Here is an 18,914-nt window from a genome sequence, read left to right as displayed (position 1 = left end):
GACCCCCTCAACGACTGCCTGCATGCGCCGTGCGCTGGCGTGGTGATCCATGTTGCCCGTACCGGCCACGCCCTGACCATCCGCGCCGACAATGGCGCCGAGGTACTGCTGCACGTGGGCATCGACACCGTCGAACTGCAAGGCGAAGGCTTTGCCTTGCTGGTCAAGGAAGGTACGCGGGTCAGCAACGGGCAAGCCCTGGTGCGCTTTGACCTGGACCGCATCGCCCGCCAGTGCAAAAGCCTGCTCAGCCTGATCATCCTCACCAATGGCGAACAGTTCGAAGTGCGCCCGGTGGCGTTGAATACAGTGAAGGTCGGCGAGGCATTGCTGCGCATCGTCGCGCGTCAGGCGGGCGTCGTGCAGGCCGCGGTGGCCGACACCTCCCAGGCACATGCCAGCGCCAGCGTGCGTATCACCCATCGCGGCGGTTTGCATGCGCGGCCCGCCGCCCTGATCCGCAAGACAGCCCAAGGCTTCAGCAGCCAGTCGCAGTTGCACTTCGCCGGCAAATCGGCGTCGTGCGCCAGCCTGATGGGGTTGATGGGCCTGGGCATCGGTGAGCAGGACGAGGTACAGGTCACTTGCCTGGGCAAGGATTGTGATGCGGCGTTGCAGGCACTGGTCGCAGCGTTATCCGTCGCCATCCACGAAGCAGGGCATGCCCCGGTGATCGTCGCGGCGCGCCCGGTCAACCGCGAAGCCGGCGTATTGCAGGGTGTCTGCGCCGCTCCTGGCCTGGTCTGCGGGCCGCTGTTCCGGCTCAACACCATCGAGTTACCACAAGACCCGGGCAACCATGCGCGCGATGAGCAATTGCAGCGTCTGGACAGCGCCCTGGAACAGATACGCGGTGAAATCCGCAACACCCTGGAGCACGCCCGCCAGCGCAAGGCCGTCGAGGAAGAAGAGATCTTCGCCGCCCATCTGGCCCTGCTGGAAGACCCGACACTACTGGACGCCGCCACTGGCGCCATCGAACAAGGCAGCGCCGCCACCCATGCCTGGCGCGATGCAATCCAGGCCCAATGCGCGGTGTTGCTGGCGTTGGGCAAGCCGCTGTTTGCCGAGCGCGCCAACGACCTGCGGGATTTGCAGCAACGAGTACTGCGCGCGCTGCTGGGCGAGGCCTGGCAATTTGAGTTGCCTGCCGGCGCCATTGTCGTCGCCCATGAATTGACTCCCTCGGACCTGCTGCAACTGAGCGCGCAAGACGCGGCCGGCATCTGCATGGCCGAAGGCGGCGCCACCTCCCACGTGGCGATCCTGGCCCGGGGCAAAGGTTTGCCGTGCGTAGTGGCATTGGGCGGCGAAGTGCTGGATGTACCGCAAGGCCAACGGGTGGTGCTGGACGCTGCCAATGGCCGCCTCGAACTGCACCCTGACGAGGCACGGCACGCTGAAGTCCATCAGATCCGCGATGCGCAAAAACTCAAGCGCCAGCAGCAACAGACCCTGGCCCGGACGCCGGCCCAGACCCTCGACGGCGTGGGTGTCGAAGTCGCCGCCAATGTGGCCTCCAGCAGCGAAGCACAGCTTGCCTTTGCAAACGGCGCCGACGGCGTTGGCCTGCTGCGTACCGAATTCCTGTTCGTTGACCGCCACACCGCGCCCGATGAACAGGAACAACGCCTGGCCTATCAGGGCGTGCTGGATGCCATGGGCGACAAGTCGGTGATCATCCGCACCATCGACGTCGGCGGCGACAAGCAACTCGATTATCTGCCGCTGCCCGCCGAGGCCAATCCGGTGCTGGGCCTGCGTGGTATCCGCATGGCCCAGGTGCGCCCGGAACTGCTCGACCAGCAACTGCGCGCACTCCTGCAAGTCAGCCCGCTGGCCCGCTGCCGGATCCTGTTGCCGATGGTCAGCGAAGTCGACGAGTTGCTGCACATCCGCCAGCGCCTGGATGAACTGTGTGCCGAACTGGAACTGACCCAACGCCCGGAACTGGGGGTGATGATCGAAGTGCCGGCCGCCGCGCTGATGGCCGAACAACTGGCCGAACATGCGGACTTTTTGTCCATCGGCACCAATGACCTGTCGCAATACACCCTGGCCATGGACCGTGACCACGCCGGCCTGGCCGCCCGGGTCGATGCCTTGCACCCGGCGCTGTTGCGCCTGATTGCCCAGACCTGCGCAGGCGCGGCGAAGCATGGCCGGTGGGTCGGTGTGTGTGGCGCCCTGGCCTCCGACCCGCTGGCCACCCCCGTGCTGGTTGGCCTGGGGGTGCGCGAGCTGTCCGTGAGCCCGCCACAAATTGCCGAAATCAAGGATCGCGTGCGCCATCTGGACGCCGCGCAATGCCGGCAACGCAGCCAGGAATTGCTCAACCTGAGCAGCGCCAAAGCCGTTCGCCAAGCCTGTCACCACCACTGGCCGTTGAGCTGACAACAACAAGAAAAAGGAGACTCGCCATGTACCAACTGTTTATCGAAGGCCTGCAACGCCTGGGCCGTGCGCTGATGCTACCCATCGCGATCCTGCCGATTGCCGGCCTGCTGCTGCGCCTGGGTGACACCGACCTGTTGAACATCGCGGTGATGCACGATGCCGGGCAAGCGATCTTCGCCAACCTGGCGCTGATCTTCGCCATCGGCATCGCCGTGGGTTTTGCCCGCGACAACAACGGCACCGCTGGCCTTGCCGGAGCCATCGGTTACCTGGTGATGGTCTCCACGCTCAAGGTGATGGACAGCACCATCAACATGGGCATGCTGGCCGGGATCGTCAGCGGCCTGATGGCCGGCGCGCTGTACAACCGCTTCAAGGACATCAAGCTGCCGGAGTACCTGGCGTTCTTCGGCGGGCGACGGTTTGTGCCGATTGTCACCGGGTTTTCGGCGGTGGGCCTGGGGGTGATTTTCGGGCTGATCTGGCCGCCGGTGCAGCACGGCATCAATAGCTTCGGCGTGCTGCTGATGGAAAGCGGCAGCCTCGGCGCCTTTGTGTTCGGCGTGTTCAACCGCTTGCTGATCGTCACCGGCCTGCACCATATCCTCAACAACATGGCCTGGTTTGTATTCGGCAGCTTCACCGACCCGGTCACCGGCGCGGTGGTCACGGGCGACCTGACCCGCTACTTTGCCGGCGACCCGAAAGGCGGCCAGTTCATGACCGGCATGTTCCCGGTGATGCTGTTCGGCCTGCCCGCCGCGTGCCTGGCGATGTACCGCAACGCCCTGCCAGAGCGGCGCAAGATCATGGGCGGGATCTTCCTGTCGATGGCCCTGACCTCATTCCTAACCGGGGTCACCGAGCCGATCGAATTCGCCTTCATGTTCCTCGCGCCGTTCCTGTACCTGCTGCATGCGTTGCTCACCGGGTTGTCGATGGCCGTTACCAACCTGCTGAATATCCACCTGGGCTTTACCTTCTCCGGTGGGTTTATCGACATGGTGCTGGGCTGGGGCAAGTCCACCAATGGTTGGCTGGTCTTCCCGGTGGGCCTGGCTTACGCGGTGATCTACTACAGCGTGTTCAACTATTGCATCCGTCGCTTCAACCTCAAGACCCCTGGCCGCGAAGATATCCAGGTGGTGCAGGCCGAAGCGATGAGTGATAACCAGCGGGCCAGTGCCTATATCCGTGCCTTGGGCGGTGCTGACAACCTGCTCAGCGTCGGCGCCTGCACCACCCGCCTGCGCCTGGACATGGTGGACCGCAACAAGGCCGTGGACGCCGAGCTCAAGGCCCTGGGGGCGATGGCCGTGGTGCGCCCGGGCAACGGCGGCAGCTTGCAGGTGGTGGTGGGGCCGATGGCCGACAGCATCGCCGATGAGATTCGCTTGGCCATGCCGACCGCAAGCAACGCATCGGTTACCGCCGCCGTCACGAAACCCCAGGCGCACACCTTCGCAACACCCGAAGCCGAACAGTGGCTGAGCGCCCTGGGTGGCAGCGACAATGTGCTGCAGCTGGACTGCGTTGCCATGAGCCGCATTCGCCTGCAACTGGCCGATGACAAGGCGCTGTCGGAGCCGCAACTCAAGGCCCTGGGTTGCCAGGGTGTGAGCCAGCTGGAAGGCGGTATCTGGCACCTGCTGGTGGGTAACTCAGCCCAGGGATTGAGCGCTGCGCTGAAGGCATTGTCGAGCCGAGATCCGATCCGCACCGGCGTCTGACCCCTACTTATCTACCGCCCTTGCGAGGGCACCGCTCCCCATGCTGATGGCTCTTACCCTCAGCATGGAGAGCGTGCCTGTGAGCACTACACCCACATCCTTTGAAGACATCGAAGACTCCCTTAACCAGATTGGTCATCATCTGCTCAACGTCGAAGCTCCGTTGCTGCCAAAGCAGAAATCTTCTATCGAACTGGCCTATCTGGAACGCCTGAACGGTATCCTCAAAACCTACCACCAGCAGCTTTTCCAGAAGAGTCGAACACTCTATCAATCACTGGAGCACAGCGATCTGGCGACCCCGGAAGGCCAGGCTCAACTCGCCACGCTCAAAGCCACACTCAATACTCAGTTGCAGCGCCTGGATGACTACGAGCTAGTCGGTGGCAAAGCGCGCAAATCCTTCATGACCTTTGAAGCAGGATTTTCCGCCCTGACCCACGAGGCAGCTCTCGGCACCCAGGATCGCCTGTTACACCCACAAGAACACGCGACGCTCAAACGTGTCCCCCTGGGATTGGTCCTGCGCCCGGGCCTGTACGCGCTGACCTTCAGCTATCAGGACCGCACCCTCGAACTGGCCGGAGCCTTTGTACTCACCGAAAAATCCATCCCGGTGGTGGCCAGCCTGACGTCAACGCAGGCAGTCGGCGCAGTGATGTTGTTCACCCCAACGCGAGGGATCGAGACATTCGACTCGCTGGCTGAACTGAACGCTCACCTGCTACAGAACATGGAAAGCGCCGTCGAACATAACGCATTCATGAACCTGCTGCCCGTGCGCTATCGCGCCTTGTCGCCAGGGGCAATCTGGCCGCTGGAACTGTCGCCCATCGACAGCGAACCGCTGTTTGAACACACCTACAACGCCGTAATCAACAAACGCACAGAGGACGTCGAGCGAGCCCTGAGCCTCGCGGACAACCCAAACCAAGATGTCAGACAGTTGCTCAGCGCCCTCGACCGGGCAATCGAAGCCGCCCTGCCCGACCTCACTCCACGCCTGGCGTGGCGCGCCCAACGCTTGCTGGAGCGCTACTTGCGTCTTAGCGCCCCAGACTGGTACCGCAGCGCCAGCGAAGCCCGCCGAACCGCACTGGCCGGGCACCTGGCGGACTACAACGAAGCCCGCCAGAACCTGCTCGACCTATTGGGCCCGGTCACCACCCCTGAAACCCTGGCCCGCTATCAACTGCTCGAACGACTGAGCGACGACCTGGATATCCACGACTTGACGCCGGAGCATCTGGTAATCAACACCCGTCGCTACGTCTCTCCCATCGGCGAATATGAACACAGTCGTACTCTGATTGACCTGGCCCTGCGCGGGCTGCAAGCCGGTGATGAACAGGCGGGCTCGGACTTCCTGAGTAAAACCACGCTCACCTATCAAGAGGCCCCACTGCCCGAGGCCTACAAAGACCTGACTGTTGCCTGGCTAGTGCAATTGCTCAGTACCTTGCAGCCGCGCATCGACTTTGCCGACGTGCAACAACAGATGCATGCAAAACCCGAAACCAGCCACGCGATCGAACAGATGCTCGACCAGCGGATCAACGCGCTGGCCTATACCGCCCTGCTTCAGGGCCACCTCAGTGAAGATGACTTCCAGTTGGTGCAGAACCTGCGCCAGGGCACCGACCCCCGTCTGAGCGCTGCCACCCTGTCGTTGCACGAAGCCCAGTTGCAGGATATGTGGGTGCTGCGCCAAAGCGATGCCAGAGGTGCGATCACCCGTCTCTTACTGTGCACTCCCGAAGCGCCCCGCGAGCAGCAATTCCTGGCATTTGACAGTGAACTCGCCTGCCAGCACCACATCCTCGGCTGGAGCCTGGACAATGGCTCCACACAACCCCCAGGCACCCTCACCGACTATCTGATCAAGCGGGTCGCCCTGCGTTTTCGCGGGGCAATGAAGCGGGTATTGACCGGCCTGAGCTTCAAGTTCCACGACCAGGAATACAAAGAGATAGGCTTTGGCAATATCGGCAGCCACGCCACGTGCCTCAAGGCGATGTCGGCCCATGTGCTGGCGACCCGCATCGACGACTATGAACTCAGCACCCCGAGTTGGTATCGCTCCGCCAGCGTCGACAACCGCCAGAAGCTATTGAAGCTGGCCGAAGACGGTGAGGGTGCGCTGCTCACCTACAATGAATTTCCGTTGTCAGACGCCCAGTTTCCAAGCTTTACCCACTACCTGCATGACCAGGCAAAAAAACGCCTCAACGACTTGCTGGGCCGCCCCCGGAACGATGTCGACCCCGACACCGTGTGGGCCTTTTCACCGCCGTCACTGCTCGGCTCGCTCACCCCGCCGCCCCTGACTTACACCCAGCTGTACCGCGACGGCTACGCCGATGGCGTGGGTTTTCTCGACGAGAAATTCTCGCGTGCTGCTCGTTTCAAAGGCCCACCCGGCGTTAACCTGAGCCAACTGAGCGCAGAAAAAGTCGCACGTTCGGTCACCGGCACCTGGGTCGGCGAGCGCTATATCAACGAGATCAAGACCCGCTTGCTCAACGCAGGCAGCGCCGACTACGCACTGCGGCGCAATGCCACCTTGAGCATCACCCAGCACCAACTGCAGAGCGCCGCCCTGGAGTGCCGGCTGGTGGGGCATATCACCGGGGTCGACTGGGCGTGGTTGCAGCGCAGTATCGTGAGCATGGACGACACCGCCGTCGAGACCCGTAGCACCTACGCTATCCATCGACTGCTGGTGGATGGTGAATGGGTGATGGGCAGCTTCCTCTTCAGCCATGGCGATTTTCCGACGTTGCTCTACACCCCAAACGCACCGGACGGCATCAGTTTTCGCGAAGCGCGGTTGTTCAATTACCTGTTGAAAAAGATTCCCCGCATGGTGGGCTATTTCACCCTGCGGGTTGGCGCCCAGTCCCAGGTGCGGGTCCGTGCCTTCCTGGAAAACGCCAAGGCCCAATTGCCAGAAGACCTGAACAAGACCGACATCAGCCCGGTACGCTATGACTCGACCCACAGGCAACCCCCGCTTCAGGATCTGCGCCAGGCCCTGTACGACATGCCGTTGCAGCGCAAGATCGACGATGTACAAGGCTCCACGGTCAATCGCAACCAAATGATCAGCAGCATCCTGTGGAACTGTGTGGAGTGGGTCACCGCAATTGCCACCGCGCCGTTTCCCAGCCTTAGCCTGAGCCTGGGCATGCTGCTGGCATTCAAGGACGGCATGCTGGCCCTGCACGCGTATCAGCAGGGCGATACCGGCGCCGCGCTAGAACACTTGATCGGCTACGTGCTCAACAGCGTCGGGGCCGCTGCCACCGATCTGCGCCCAGCCCTGGTTTCGCTCAAGCAGTTTGCAAAGCCGCCCCTGCGCCAGATCGCCAGGAGCCACGCAGCACCGAGCGCAGCGGTGAAGCTGGTGCAGTCCCTGCAACCCAAGCCCCTGGTGCTGGCCAATATGCAAGCGGTGCTGTTCGAGGGCCAGTCGCTGTGGGCCAAAACCGTCCCGGACCCAATCGGCCGCTACCTGTTGTACCGGCTGGATCCTGTCACCGGCAGACTGGTCTCCACCACTCGGGTGGCCGCGCCAGATAGCCAAGGCGTGTGGCGCCGCACCGGGGTCACAGGTGGCGCGCCCAAGTACGAAAAACTGCCCGATACCCCAGAGCCGCTAATACTCTATGAGATGCCACAGCGTTATGCCCGGGATCTGGGGAAAACCCTCAACCCGGATACACGGGAGCAGTTACTGCAGCACACTGATGAGTTATTGGGCTCCGCGGGGGTGGCCAAGAACATACTCGCCCTCGACCTCAACCCACTGCGTGCGGTTTACCTGCAACAGGTCGAACGCCTGAGCACTGACGCCCAGGACTTTTTCACCCAACTCGCGCCACTACCGGCCCGCGCCGCCCCCCTGGCCGTTGACGCCGGCACCTCATTCTCGCAACTGATCGCCAGTGACGCTTTCAGCGGCAACAAAAACCTGATCATTGGTGCAATACCGGGCTCCATCGCCAGTAAACAGCTGCTGATCACACAAATGGATGCCTTGATCAGCAACGGCTTCAAACACTTGTACATCGAGTACCTGCCCGCCGATGTATTCCGCACACGCTTGCAGCGCATGCATCAGGGCAAAACCTGGAAAAACATTCGCCAGCATCTCAAAGCGGTCGACAAGGGCTTTGGTCTTGCCACGGACGCCGAGTATTCCTACCTCGCTCTGGTGCGCAAGGCCAAGGACAAGGGCGTGAAGATCATGGCCCTGGACGCCTCAACCTCCTACCTGCTGGACGATTTTCTGCAAGTGGGCGACACCTCGCCGACCACCCCGCGCAGCAACAGCATCAGGAATTTCTACTCCCATAAAGCTATCGAGGCCGATGCCCTCGGCGAACAGGATGAACGCTGGGTGGCCCTGGTGGATCACAGCCGCCTGCGCACATTCGAGGGCACGCCGGGCCTGGCGGACCTGCAACAGGCGGTGGCACTGCGCGTAGAGGATGTGGCGGCGGGCCAGCCGGTGGGCCTCTGGGTCGACACACCCGGCGCCATAGCCGGTGACCCGTTAGCCAAGGGCGACTACCGGTTGGCCCTACACACCACGTACAAAGCCCCCGAGCAGGCCGCGTCTGCCAGCGTCGCCCCTGCGGCGGCCGGGACACATTACAGCGACTACGAGATTCCCCACGCCTTCCGGGACAGCATCAGCCGGCAAAGCGGCTCCTACCGCGGACTGGACAGTAACTACACCTCTCAGGTCGCCGACGAACAACGGGCCTTCAGGGTCTTCCAGAACACCCGCGAGCGCCTCAGTAACGATGCGGCGGCTTACCTGGAGCAGCATGTCCCGCCAGCAAGGCCCGCCCCCGCCACCCTGGGCGCGCCGATCACCCCACAAGCGCTGCTCGAAAGCGTCCGGCACAGCAAATTTTCGGGGTTGGTCCTCGGTGAAGCACGCCAGGCACAATCGAGCAAGCGCTGGCTGCGCGACCACATGAAAAGCCTCAAGGAACAGGGATTCAAAACGCTGTATATGGAACACCTGCTGACCGATATGCATCAGGAGGAGTTGGATCTGTTCCTGAGCACCCAGCACTTGCCGGACAACCTCAAGCGCTACCTGACCACCCTTGATCGCAGCCAGATGCCACTACACTACAACGGCAGCGATACCTACAGTGAAGTGATCCAGGTCGCGTCCAGGCATGGTCTGCGCATCCGTGCCCTGGACTGCACAGCCAGCTATAACGTCAAGGGCCTGGAGGACTATGATCTTGCACGCAAGCAGATGTTCAGTTACTTCGCGTCCAAGGTGATCCAGGCCGACCAGGCCGCGCACGGCTCGCACAAATGGGTGGCCTTTATTAGCGGCGCCCACACCAATACCAACCTGGGGGTGGCCGGGCTCGCGGAACTGCAAGGTGCAGTCAGCCTGCATGTCCGGGATACCGCCCCGGCGCTAGCGCAAAACATTCGCCCGGGGGCCTGGGAAGTTTCGGTCTCGGGCATAAAGCCGTTCAGGCGGGCGTTACGCAGCGACTTTATCCTCGACGCCGGCGTGGAAGGCATTCGCGCGCCAGCATCCTTTGTGCCGGTGGACCGACGCCGATTGAATCGCGTAGGCCTGTACCTGATCGATCGCCCGTCGCCTTCGCAGAACAACCTGCTGCACCACTCACGCAGCGGCGAAATCGTGTCGACGCCGATCAAGGTCGACCATGACGGCCTGCTCTATGTCGAACGCTGGGAGTCGATGCGGGGCAAGCGCTTCAGCTACGAAGAGACTTTGATCAGCGCCCTGGAGGCAGAGGTGGGGTTAAAACCCGCGCCAGTGGTAACCAGACTTTGACTTTGGCGACCTGAGAGGCAAAAAACCCGCTGGCCAATCTGGCCCAGCGGGTTTCTTGTTCTAGCTGCCAGTGGATCAGAAATCCGCCAGTTGCCATACCTCATAAGCCGGTGTCTCGTAGGGATGAGTCAGCTTCAACGCAGCGACTGCCGCCACGATCAACTCATCGGCCACCACCAGCTCAACCTTCCATTCTTCAACCACCTCAACCTGGCCCACCTGCCCGATAAACGGCTGACTGCCGTCCAGCGCGCGGAATTGACCCCGGCCCAGCACTTGCCAGGCGCAGCTGTCGTAGTCGCCGATGCGCCCGCCGCCGGCTGCGAAGACGGCGGTTTTCACCGCCTCCACATGGCTGTCGGGTACGAAGAAGGCGAGCTTGTACACCGTCTTAGTTCACCCACACACGAGCGTTGCGGAACATGCGCATCCACGCGCCGTCTTCGTTCCACTCTTCCGGGCGCCACGAGTTTTGCACGGCGCGGAACACACGCTCCGGGTGCGGCATCATGATGGTCACGCGTCCGTCGCGGCTGGTCAGGCCGGTGATCCCGCGCGGCGAGCCGTTCGGGTTGGCCGGGTAGCTTTCGGTGACCTTGCCATGGTTGTCGACGAAACGCAGGGCCACGGTGCCGGACAGATCGGCTTCGAGCAGTGCTTCTTCGCTTTCGAACTCGGCATGGCCTTCACCGTGGGCAATGGCGATTGGCATGCGCGAACCGGCCATGCCCTGCAGGAAGATCGAGTTGGACTCCTGCACCTGCACCATGGCCACACGGGCTTCGAACTGCTCGGAACGGTTGCGCACAAAGTGCGGCCAGAACTCGCTGCCCGGGATCAGTTCGCTGAGGTTGGACATCATCTGGCAACCGTTGCACACACCCAGGGTGAAGCTGTCGCTGCGCTCGAAGAAACCCTGGAACGCATCGCGGGCACGGCTGTTGAACAAGGCCGACTTGGCCCAGCCTTCACCGGCACCCAGCACGTCGCCGTAGGAGAAACCACCGCAGGCCACCAGGCCTTTGAACTCGTTGAGGTCAACGCGACCGGCGAGGATATCGCTCATGTGCACGTCGATCGCATTGAAGCCGGCGCGGTCGAATGCAGCCGCCATTTCCACCTGGCCGTTGACGCCCTGCTCACGCAGTACGGCAACCTGTGGGCGAATGCCTTTCTTGATGTAAGGCGCGGCGATGTCCTGGTTGACGTCGAAGCTGAGCTTGGTGCTCAGGCCCGGATTGTCTTCTTCCAGGATCACGTCGAATTCCTGCTCGGCGCAGTCGGCGTTGTCGCGCAGGCGCTGGATCTGGTAGCTGGTCTCGGCCCACTGGCGTTGCAGCAGGCGGCGCTGGCCTTCGAACACAGTATCGCCGTTGAAGACAATGTTGATCACGCCGTTGTTGATCGGCTGGCCGACCACCGCCACGCAATCGCCCAGGCCAGCAGCGCTGAACTGTGCGAGTACGTCCGGGGTAGCGTCCTGGCGAACCTGGATCACGGCGCCCAACTCTTCGTTGAACAGGATGGCGGCGATATCGGCAGACGTTTCCGCCAGGCCGTCGAGGTTCAGGCTCAGGCCGCAGTGACCGGCGAAGGCCATTTCGACGACGCTGGTCAGCAAGCCACCGTCGGAACGGTCATGGTAGGCCAGCAAGTGACCGTCGGCATTCAGGCCCTGGATCACCGCGAAGAAGGCTTTCAGGTCTTCGGCGTCGTCGACGTCCGGTGCCTGCTTGCCGAGCTTGCCGTGGGTCTGGGCGAGGATCGAGGCGCCCATGCGGTTCTGTCCACGGCCCAGGTCGACCAGGATCAGGTCGGTGGTGCCCTTGTCCATGCGCAGTTGCGGGGTCAGGGTCTGGCGGATATCGGTGACCGGTGCAAAACCGGTGACGATCAGCGACAGCGGCGAAGTGACGCTCTTGTCGGTGCCGTCTTCGTTCCAGCGCGTGGCCATGGACATGGAGTCCTTGCCCACCGGGATGGTGATACCCAACTCAGGGCACAGCTCCATGCCCACCGCCTTGACGGTGTCATACAGGCGCGCATCTTCACCCGGGTGACCGGCGGCAGACATCCAGTTGGCCGACAGCTTGATGTCGGACAGCTTGCCAATGCGCGAAGCGACGATGTTGGTGATGGTTTCACCAATAGCCATGCGGCCCGACGCCGGGGCGTCCAGCAGGGCCAGCGGGGTACGCTCGCCCATGGCCATGGCTTCACCGGTGTACACGTCGAAGCTGGTGGCGGTCACGGCAACGTCAGCCACTGGAACCTGCCATGGGCCGACCATCTGGTCACGGGCAACCAGGCCGGTGATGGTGCGGTCGCCGATGGTGATCAGGAAGCTCTTGCTTGCCACGGCCGGGTGGTGCAGCACACGTTCGATGCTATCGGCCAGGTCCAGGGTGCTTGGGTCGAAATCATCGCCCAGCTCGGCTTCACGTACCGCCGAACGGTGCATGCGCGGGGCCTTGCCCAGCAGCACTTCCAGAGGCATGTCTACCGGGCTGTTGCCGAAGTGGCTGTCGGTGACCGTCAGTTGCGGCTCGGCAGTGGCTTCGCCGACCACCGCGAACGGGCAGCGCTCGCGCTCGCAGATGGCCTGGAAGCGTTCGAAGTCCGCCGGGCCCACGGCCAGTACGTAGCGTTCCTGGGATTCGTTGCTCCAGATTTCGTGCGGGGCCATGCCCGGCTCGTCGTTTGGAATGTTACGCAGCTCGAAACGGCCACCACGGTCGCCATCGTTGACCAATTCCGGGAAGGCGTTGGACAAACCACCGGCACCGACGTCGTGGATGAAGCTGATGGGGTTCTTGTCACCCAACTGCCAGCAACGGTCGATGACTTCCTGGCAGCGACGCTCCATCTCTGGGTTTTCGCGCTGTACCGAAGCGAAGTCGAGGTCGGCCGAGCTGGTGCCGGTGGCCATGGAGGAAGCCGCACCGCCGCCCAGGCCAATCAACATCGCCGGGCCGCCGAGCACGATCAGCTTGGAGCCGACCAGGATCTCGCCTTTCTTGACGTGTTCTTCACGGATGTTGCCCATGCCGCCGGCCAGCATGATCGGCTTGTGATAGCCGCGCACTTCGTCACCATGGGGGGTGGTGATGGACTGTTCGAAGGTACGGAAATAACCGGTCAGCGCCGGACGCCCGAATTCGTTGTTGAACGCGGCGCCGCCCAGCGGGCCTTCGATCATGATGTCGAGTGCGGTAACAATGCGCTCAGGCTTGCCGTACGGCACTTCCCATGGCTGTTCGAAGCCAGGGATCTGCAGGTTGGACACGGTGAAGCCGGTCAGGCCCGCCTTCGGCTTGGCGCCACGGCCGGTAGCACCTTCGTCGCGGATTTCGCCGCCCGAGCCGGTGGCTGCGCCCGGGAACGGGGCAATCGCGGTCGGGTGGTTGTGAGTCTCGACCTTCATCAAGATATGCACCGGTTCCTGCACCGCGCCGTACTGGCGGGTCTCAGGGTCCGGGAAGAAACGGCCGGCGACGCTGCCGACAATCACCGAGGCGTTGTCTTTGTAAGCCGACAGAACGCCTTCGCTGTGCATCACGTAGGTGTTCTTGATCATGCCGAACAGGCTTTTTTCCTGGCTCTGGCCGTCGATATCCCAACTGGCGTTGAAGATCTTGTGACGGCAGTGCTCGGAGTTGGCCTGGGCAAACATCATCAGTTCGATGTCATGCGGGTTGCGCGCAAGGCCAGTGAAGGCGTTGACCAGGTAGTCGATCTCGTCTTCGGCCAGGGCCAGGCCCAGTTCGGTGTTGGCCTTCTCAAGGGCGGCGCGGCCACCGCCAAGCACGTCAATCGCGGTGAGCGGCTTGGGCTCGGCGTGGCTGAACAGGCCGGCAGCCTGTTCCAACTGGCTGACGATGATCTGGGTCATGCGGTCATGCAGGCTGCTGGCGATCAGCTCGGCTTCGGCATCGCTGAACTGGCCAGCCACGTAGAAGGCAATGCCGCGTTCCAGGCGCTGGATGCTCGACAGGCCGCAGTTGCGGGCGATATCGCTGGCCTTGCTCGACCAGGGCGAGATGGTGCCGAACCGTGGCAGAACCAGGAACAAGCGGCCAGTCGGCTCTTGAACAGGCACGCTGGGACCGTACTTCAGAAGGCGTGCCAGCACTTGCTGTTCGTCGGCGGTCAAAACGCCGTTGACGTCGGCGAAGTGAGCAAATTCAGCGTACAGGCCTGTAACAGCTGGAACCTTCTGGCTCAGTTGCTCAAGGAGTTTGCTGTGGCGAAAGGCAGAAAGGGCAGGAGCGCCGCGCAGGATCAACATCTTCGGGACAGCCTCGGGAAGGGGGTGTGCTTTGAGGCCGTGCATTCTAGCGTAAACCGCTGCCAACGGCACCCGAAACGGTACGACTGGCCGCTGCCGAACGTCAGTTGGCACAGATTGCACGGTATCGCGGCGTTTTCCAGGGCATCCGGCGCAGTTATTTTAACCGTCATAATTGCGCCCCAGGCCACGTTTCTGCGGGCTGCAGCACAGTTTCGCCAGCGCTAGCAGACCTGTCCCGTGCTGTCGATATATGGCGCCGGGGGCCGTTTGCGTATACTGCGCAGATGTTCTCCCCAACTGCTTTGCGCCCGCGATGCGCCAAATGGCTCATCGCCACCGGACTCTTCCTGCTGCTCAGCGCCTGTGTTGATAAGCCCAGCACGCTTGAGCGAATCAAGGAGGATGGCGTATTGCGGGTGGTTACCCGAAACAGTCCGGCCACCTATTTCCAGGACCGCAACGGCGAAACCGGTTTCGAATACGAACTGGTCAAGCGCTTTGCCGACGACCTGGGGGTGAAGCTTGAAATCGAGACCGCCGACAACCTCGACGACCTGTTCGGCCAGTTGGGCAAACCCAACGGCCCGGTCCTGGCCGCCGCCGGCCTGGTCAGCAGCGAACAGCGCAAACAACAGGTGCGCTTCTCCCATGCATATCTGGAAGTCACCCCGCAGATCATCTACCGCAACGGCCAGTCCCGCCCCACCAACGCCGCCGACCTGGTGGGCAAGAAGATCATGGTGCTCAAGGGCAGTACCCACGCCGAGCAACTGGCCGAGCTGAAAAAGCAGAATCCTGCGATTGAATACGAAGAGTCCGACGCCGTTGAGGTGGTCGACCTGCTGCGCATGGTCGACGAGGGGCAAATCGACCTGACCCTGGTCGACTCCAATGAAGTGGCGATGAACCAGGTGTACTTCCCCAACGTACGGGTCGCATTCGATCTGGGCAACGCCAGCAACCAGAGCTGGGCCGTGGCTGCGGGTGAGGACAACAGCCTGCTCAACGAGGTCAACAGCTACCTCGACAAGGTCGAGAAGAACGGCACCCTGCAACGCCTCAAGGATCGTTACTACGGACATGTCGATGTACTGGGCTACGTCGGCGCCTACACCTTTGCCCAGCACTTGCAGCAGCGCCTGCCCAAATACGAGAAGTTCTTCAAGACCTCGGCCAAGGAAGAGAAAGTCGATTGGCGGCTATTGGCAGCCATTGGTTATCAGGAGTCGTTGTGGCAACCGACGGTCACCTCCAAGACCGGCGTGCGCGGCCTGATGATGCTGACCCAGAACACCGCCCAGGCGATGGGCGTGTCCAACCGCCTGGACGCCCGGCAGAGCATCAAGGGTGGTGCCAAGTACCTGGCGATGATCAAGAGCGAACTGGACGACAAGATCCTTGAACCCGATCGCACCTGGTTTGCCCTGGCGGCCTACAACGTGGGCGGCGGCCACCTCGATGACGCACGTAAACTGGCGCAAAAAGAGGGCCTGAACCCGAACAAATGGCTGGACGTGAAGAAAATGCTACCGCGCCTGTCGCAGAAGCAATGGTACAGCAAGACCCGCTACGGCTACGCCCGGGGCGGCGAGCCGGTACACTTCGTGGCCAACATCCGTCGTTACTACGACATCCTGACCTGGGTGACCCAGCCGCAGTTGGAGGGCAACCAGGTGGTGGAAGGCAACCTGCATGTGCCGGGCGTGGACAAGACCAAGCCTGCCGAAGACAGCCCGCAGTTGTAACCTCACCTTCCAAACACCACATGGGTTTTGTGCTGTCCTACAGGCCGGTGAGCAGATGCACAGTCCCACCCGTCAACACCATCACCGCCACAACCCCCGCCGCCTTCAGCGCCGTCTCATCCACCCGTGCCGGGTCCTGTAACTGCACGCGGATCCGCGTCAATGCCACCCGCTGTTGTGACTTGAGATTATTCGCCCCACCCAGCGCACTCAGCACCGCCGGCGCCAACAACCCATCAGCCGCCGGCTCGGCAAGCACCGTTTCGGCGACCAGATCCGGGGTCAGGGCTTTCCAGAACGCCTGCTGCAATTTCTCGAACATGTTCAGTTCTCCACAACCAATGAGGTTTCGACGGTCGCTGCGTGGTACTGGCTCAGGGCCTCGCGTACTTGGGCGGCCTCTTCCAGGTTCAACACCTGATGGGCGATCAGTTGGCAGTCGGCCAGGTCCAGGTCACGCACCGTGGCCTTGATGCTTGGGATCAGCGGCACGCTGACGGACAATTCGTCGACTCCGAGCCCGATCAACATCGGCACCGCCAGGGTTTCAGACGCCAGCGCGCCGCACACGCCCACCCACTTGCCATGGGCATGGGCGGCCTTGACCGTGGTGGCGATCAGGCGCAGCACCGCCGGGTGAAAGCTGTCGGCCTGGCTGGCCAGGCGCGGGTGGTCGCGGTCCATGGCCAGGGTGTATTGGGTCAGGTCATTGGTGCCAATAGAGAAAAAATCCACATGGGGCGCGAACACATCCGCCATCAACGCCGCTGACGGCACCTCGATCATGATGCCCAGCTTCGGCAGCTCGGCAAGCCCCAGGGCCGCCGCCTCCTCTTCCAGGATCCTGCGGGCCTGGCGCAGTTCCGACAGCAGGCTGACCATTGGCAACATGATATGCAGCCGCGCCAAACCGGCACTGGCGAGGATCGCCCGCAATTGTTCACGCAGCAATTGCGGGCGCTCCAGGCACAGGCGAATCCCGCGCAGGCCGAGAAACGGATTGGTCTCGGCGTCCATCGGTACATAAGCCAGCGGCTTGTCGCCACCCACATCGAGGGTGCGCACCACCAGATTACGTTCAGGGCCCAGGGCGCGGGCAATGGCGCTGTAGGTGCCAGCCTGCTCCTCGGGACTGGGCGCGCGGTTGCGCTCCAGGTAGAGAAACTCTGAACGCAGCAGGCCGACGCCTTCACCGCCGAGGGTCAGGGACTGCTCCACTTCCTGCAACGAGGCAACGTTAGCGGTGACTTCGACGTGATGACCGTCGCGGGTGGTCGCCGGCAAGGCAGCCTGCGCTACGTCACGCTGACGGCGCAGCACGTGCTGTTTGCGCGCGGCTTCCAGTTGTTCGATCTCGGCCAGGTTCGGCGCCAGGTGCAGCTCGCCTTTGTCGGCATCGAGCAGCACCTGTTTGCCGTTGGCCAGCGTCAATACCTGTGCCGGTGCCCCACAGATGGCCGGCAGGCCCAGGGCACGGGCAAGGATCGCCACGTGGCTGGTGGCACCGCCGCCGACGGTGACAAACCCCAGGACCTTGTGCGTATCCAGGCTGGCGGTTTGCGAAGGTGTCAGTTGTTCGGCAATCAGGATCGCGCGCTCAGGCAGGTCCCATGTAGTGTCCTGGACGCCCAGGATCAGTTTCAATACGCGCTGGCCGACATCGGCCAGGTCCGCCGCGCGCTCGGCGAGCAAAGCATTGCCCAGGCCCTGGAACAGTTCGGCGGTGGCCACCGTGGCGCTGTTCCAGGCAAAGGCAGCGCTCTTGCCTGTGGCGAGCAAGTCGTGGGCTTGTTCGAGCAGGGTCGGGTCTTCGAGCAACTCCTGATGGGCCCGGAAGATCTCGGCCTGGGCACTGCCATCGGCCTTGGCTTGCAGGGTTTGCAGCGCCTCGGTTGCAGCGCGCAGGCCGCGCTCCAGCAGGGCGCGCTCGACCTGCTCTGCGCCACCGAATTCGGGAATACTCAGCTGCGGCTCAGCCACCTGCACCACCAGGCCAAACGCCGAACCGGGCGACGCACACACGCCGCGCAACACAGTCGTCGACGACGACGGCGCGACCGGCTCAACCACCTCGGCCACCACCGCGACGGTTTCGCCACACCCCTCCAGCAACAGCGCGGCCAACGCCTGAATCGCCGCCGCCGCATCCTGGCCCGCTGCGCTGACTTGCAGGGTATCGCCCTGCACCGTCTGCAACGCCATGATCGCCACCAGGGACTTGGCGTTGGCGCTCTGGGTTTGCTTGTGCAGGCAGATGCTCGCCTTGAACCCCTTGGCCGCCTGCGCCAGCACCGCCGCCGGACGGGCATGCAAGCCGTTGGCATTGGGCAGCGTCAGGGGCTTGGAGAACAGGGCGTCGCCCTCTTCATCATCGTCATCAGCAGCGCGTGTGACCGGCGTCACACGCAGCAATGGTTGACCGGCCTCAACCAGTCCGGTGTCCTCCGCCAGCAGCACAAAGGGCTCGCCGCTGACCACCAGCATCAAGGTCAACAAACTGCGGGCATTAAGCGCGATGAAATCGGCATCGAATTCAATCAATGGCTGGCCTGCCTCAACCCGCCGGCCTTCCTCGACCAGACGGGTGAAGCCCTTGCCCGCCAGGTTCACGGTATCCAGACCGATATGCATCAGCACCTGCACACCGTTGTCGTCCGTGATACTGACCGCATGACCACTGCCCTGGACATTGCTGATCACCCCGGCCAGCGGCGCGCAGAGGGTCTGCGAAGTGGGATCGATACACACACCGTCGCCAATCAGGCGGCTGGAGAACACCGGATCCGGCACCTGGTCCAGGGGCAACAGCACGCCGGCCAGGGGCGCCAGCAGTTCCAGGGGTTGAGTTATGGTCATGACATCACCTGCTGTTTGGTTCTGTAAAAATCATGGGGCGGATGCAAATTCCA

The 18,914-nt window shown here is 62.7% G+C and carries 8 protein-coding genes; 4 read left to right on the top strand and 4 right to left on the bottom strand.

All coding sequences use genetic code 11. The features are described from left to right. From ptsP (KL786_RS19800) to KL786_RS19790, 3 genes are all read left to right on the top strand, one after another. Window positions 1-2,394, top strand: a 2,394-nt coding sequence (gene ptsP / locus KL786_RS19800; RefSeq protein WP_215518686.1) for a phosphoenolpyruvate--protein phosphotransferase, incomplete at its 5' end; no start/stop codon positions are given. A gap of 26 nt (window positions 2,395-2,420) precedes the next feature. Continuing rightward, the gene (gene nagE, locus KL786_RS19795) at window positions 2,421-4,127 is read left to right on the top strand and encodes an N-acetylglucosamine-specific PTS transporter subunit IIBC (RefSeq protein WP_215518685.1); all 1,707 of its coding nucleotides are present in this window, start codon (window positions 2,421-2,423) and stop codon (window positions 4,125-4,127) included. A gap of 79 nt (window positions 4,128-4,206) precedes the next feature. Continuing rightward, the gene (locus tag KL786_RS19790) at window positions 4,207-9,969 is read left to right on the top strand and encodes a membrane-targeted effector domain-containing toxin (RefSeq protein ID WP_215518684.1); all 5,763 of its coding nucleotides are present in this window, start codon (window positions 4,207-4,209) and stop codon (window positions 9,967-9,969) included. Window positions 9,970-10,044: 75 nt separating this feature from the next. Here KL786_RS19790 and KL786_RS19785 read toward each other — a convergent pair whose 3' ends face one another. Together KL786_RS19785 and purL are read right to left on the bottom strand one after the other, a co-directional pair. Further along, window positions 10,045-10,356, bottom strand: a complete 312-nt coding sequence (locus KL786_RS19785; RefSeq protein ID WP_215518683.1) for a YqfO family protein — start codon at window positions 10,354-10,356, stop codon at window positions 10,045-10,047. 4 nt (window positions 10,357-10,360) lie between these two features. Further along, complete coding sequence (gene purL / locus KL786_RS19780; protein ID WP_215518682.1) at window positions 10,361-14,257, bottom strand: phosphoribosylformylglycinamidine synthase; 3,897 nt, start codon at window positions 14,255-14,257, stop codon at window positions 10,361-10,363. A 287-nt stretch (window positions 14,258-14,544) separates the two neighbouring features. Between purL and mltF the strand changes: the two genes are divergently transcribed. Next, window positions 14,545-16,005, top strand: coding sequence for a membrane-bound lytic murein transglycosylase MltF (gene mltF / locus KL786_RS19775; protein WP_215518681.1), 1,461 nt, complete (start codon window positions 14,545-14,547; stop codon window positions 16,003-16,005). 37 nt (window positions 16,006-16,042) lie between these two features. Here the strand turns inward: mltF and KL786_RS19770 are convergent, their stop codons facing one another. Further along, window positions 16,043-16,327 (bottom strand): PTS sugar transporter subunit IIB, encoded by a 285-nt coding sequence (locus KL786_RS19770; protein WP_215518680.1) that lies wholly within the window; start codon window positions 16,325-16,327, stop codon window positions 16,043-16,045. 2 nt (window positions 16,328-16,329) lie between these two features. Further along, the gene (gene ptsP, locus KL786_RS19765; RefSeq protein WP_215518679.1) at window positions 16,330-18,861 is read right to left on the bottom strand and encodes a phosphoenolpyruvate--protein phosphotransferase; all 2,532 of its coding nucleotides are present in this window, start codon (window positions 18,859-18,861) and stop codon (window positions 16,330-16,332) included. Window positions 18,862-18,914: the final 53 nt, after the last annotated feature.

Source organism: Pseudomonas sp. TAE6080 (genome assembly GCF_018732265.1).
Taxonomy (GTDB): domain Bacteria; phylum Pseudomonadota; class Gammaproteobacteria; order Pseudomonadales; family Pseudomonadaceae; genus Aquipseudomonas; species Aquipseudomonas brenneri.
This window is presented reverse-complemented; position numbering and strand designations above follow the sequence as displayed.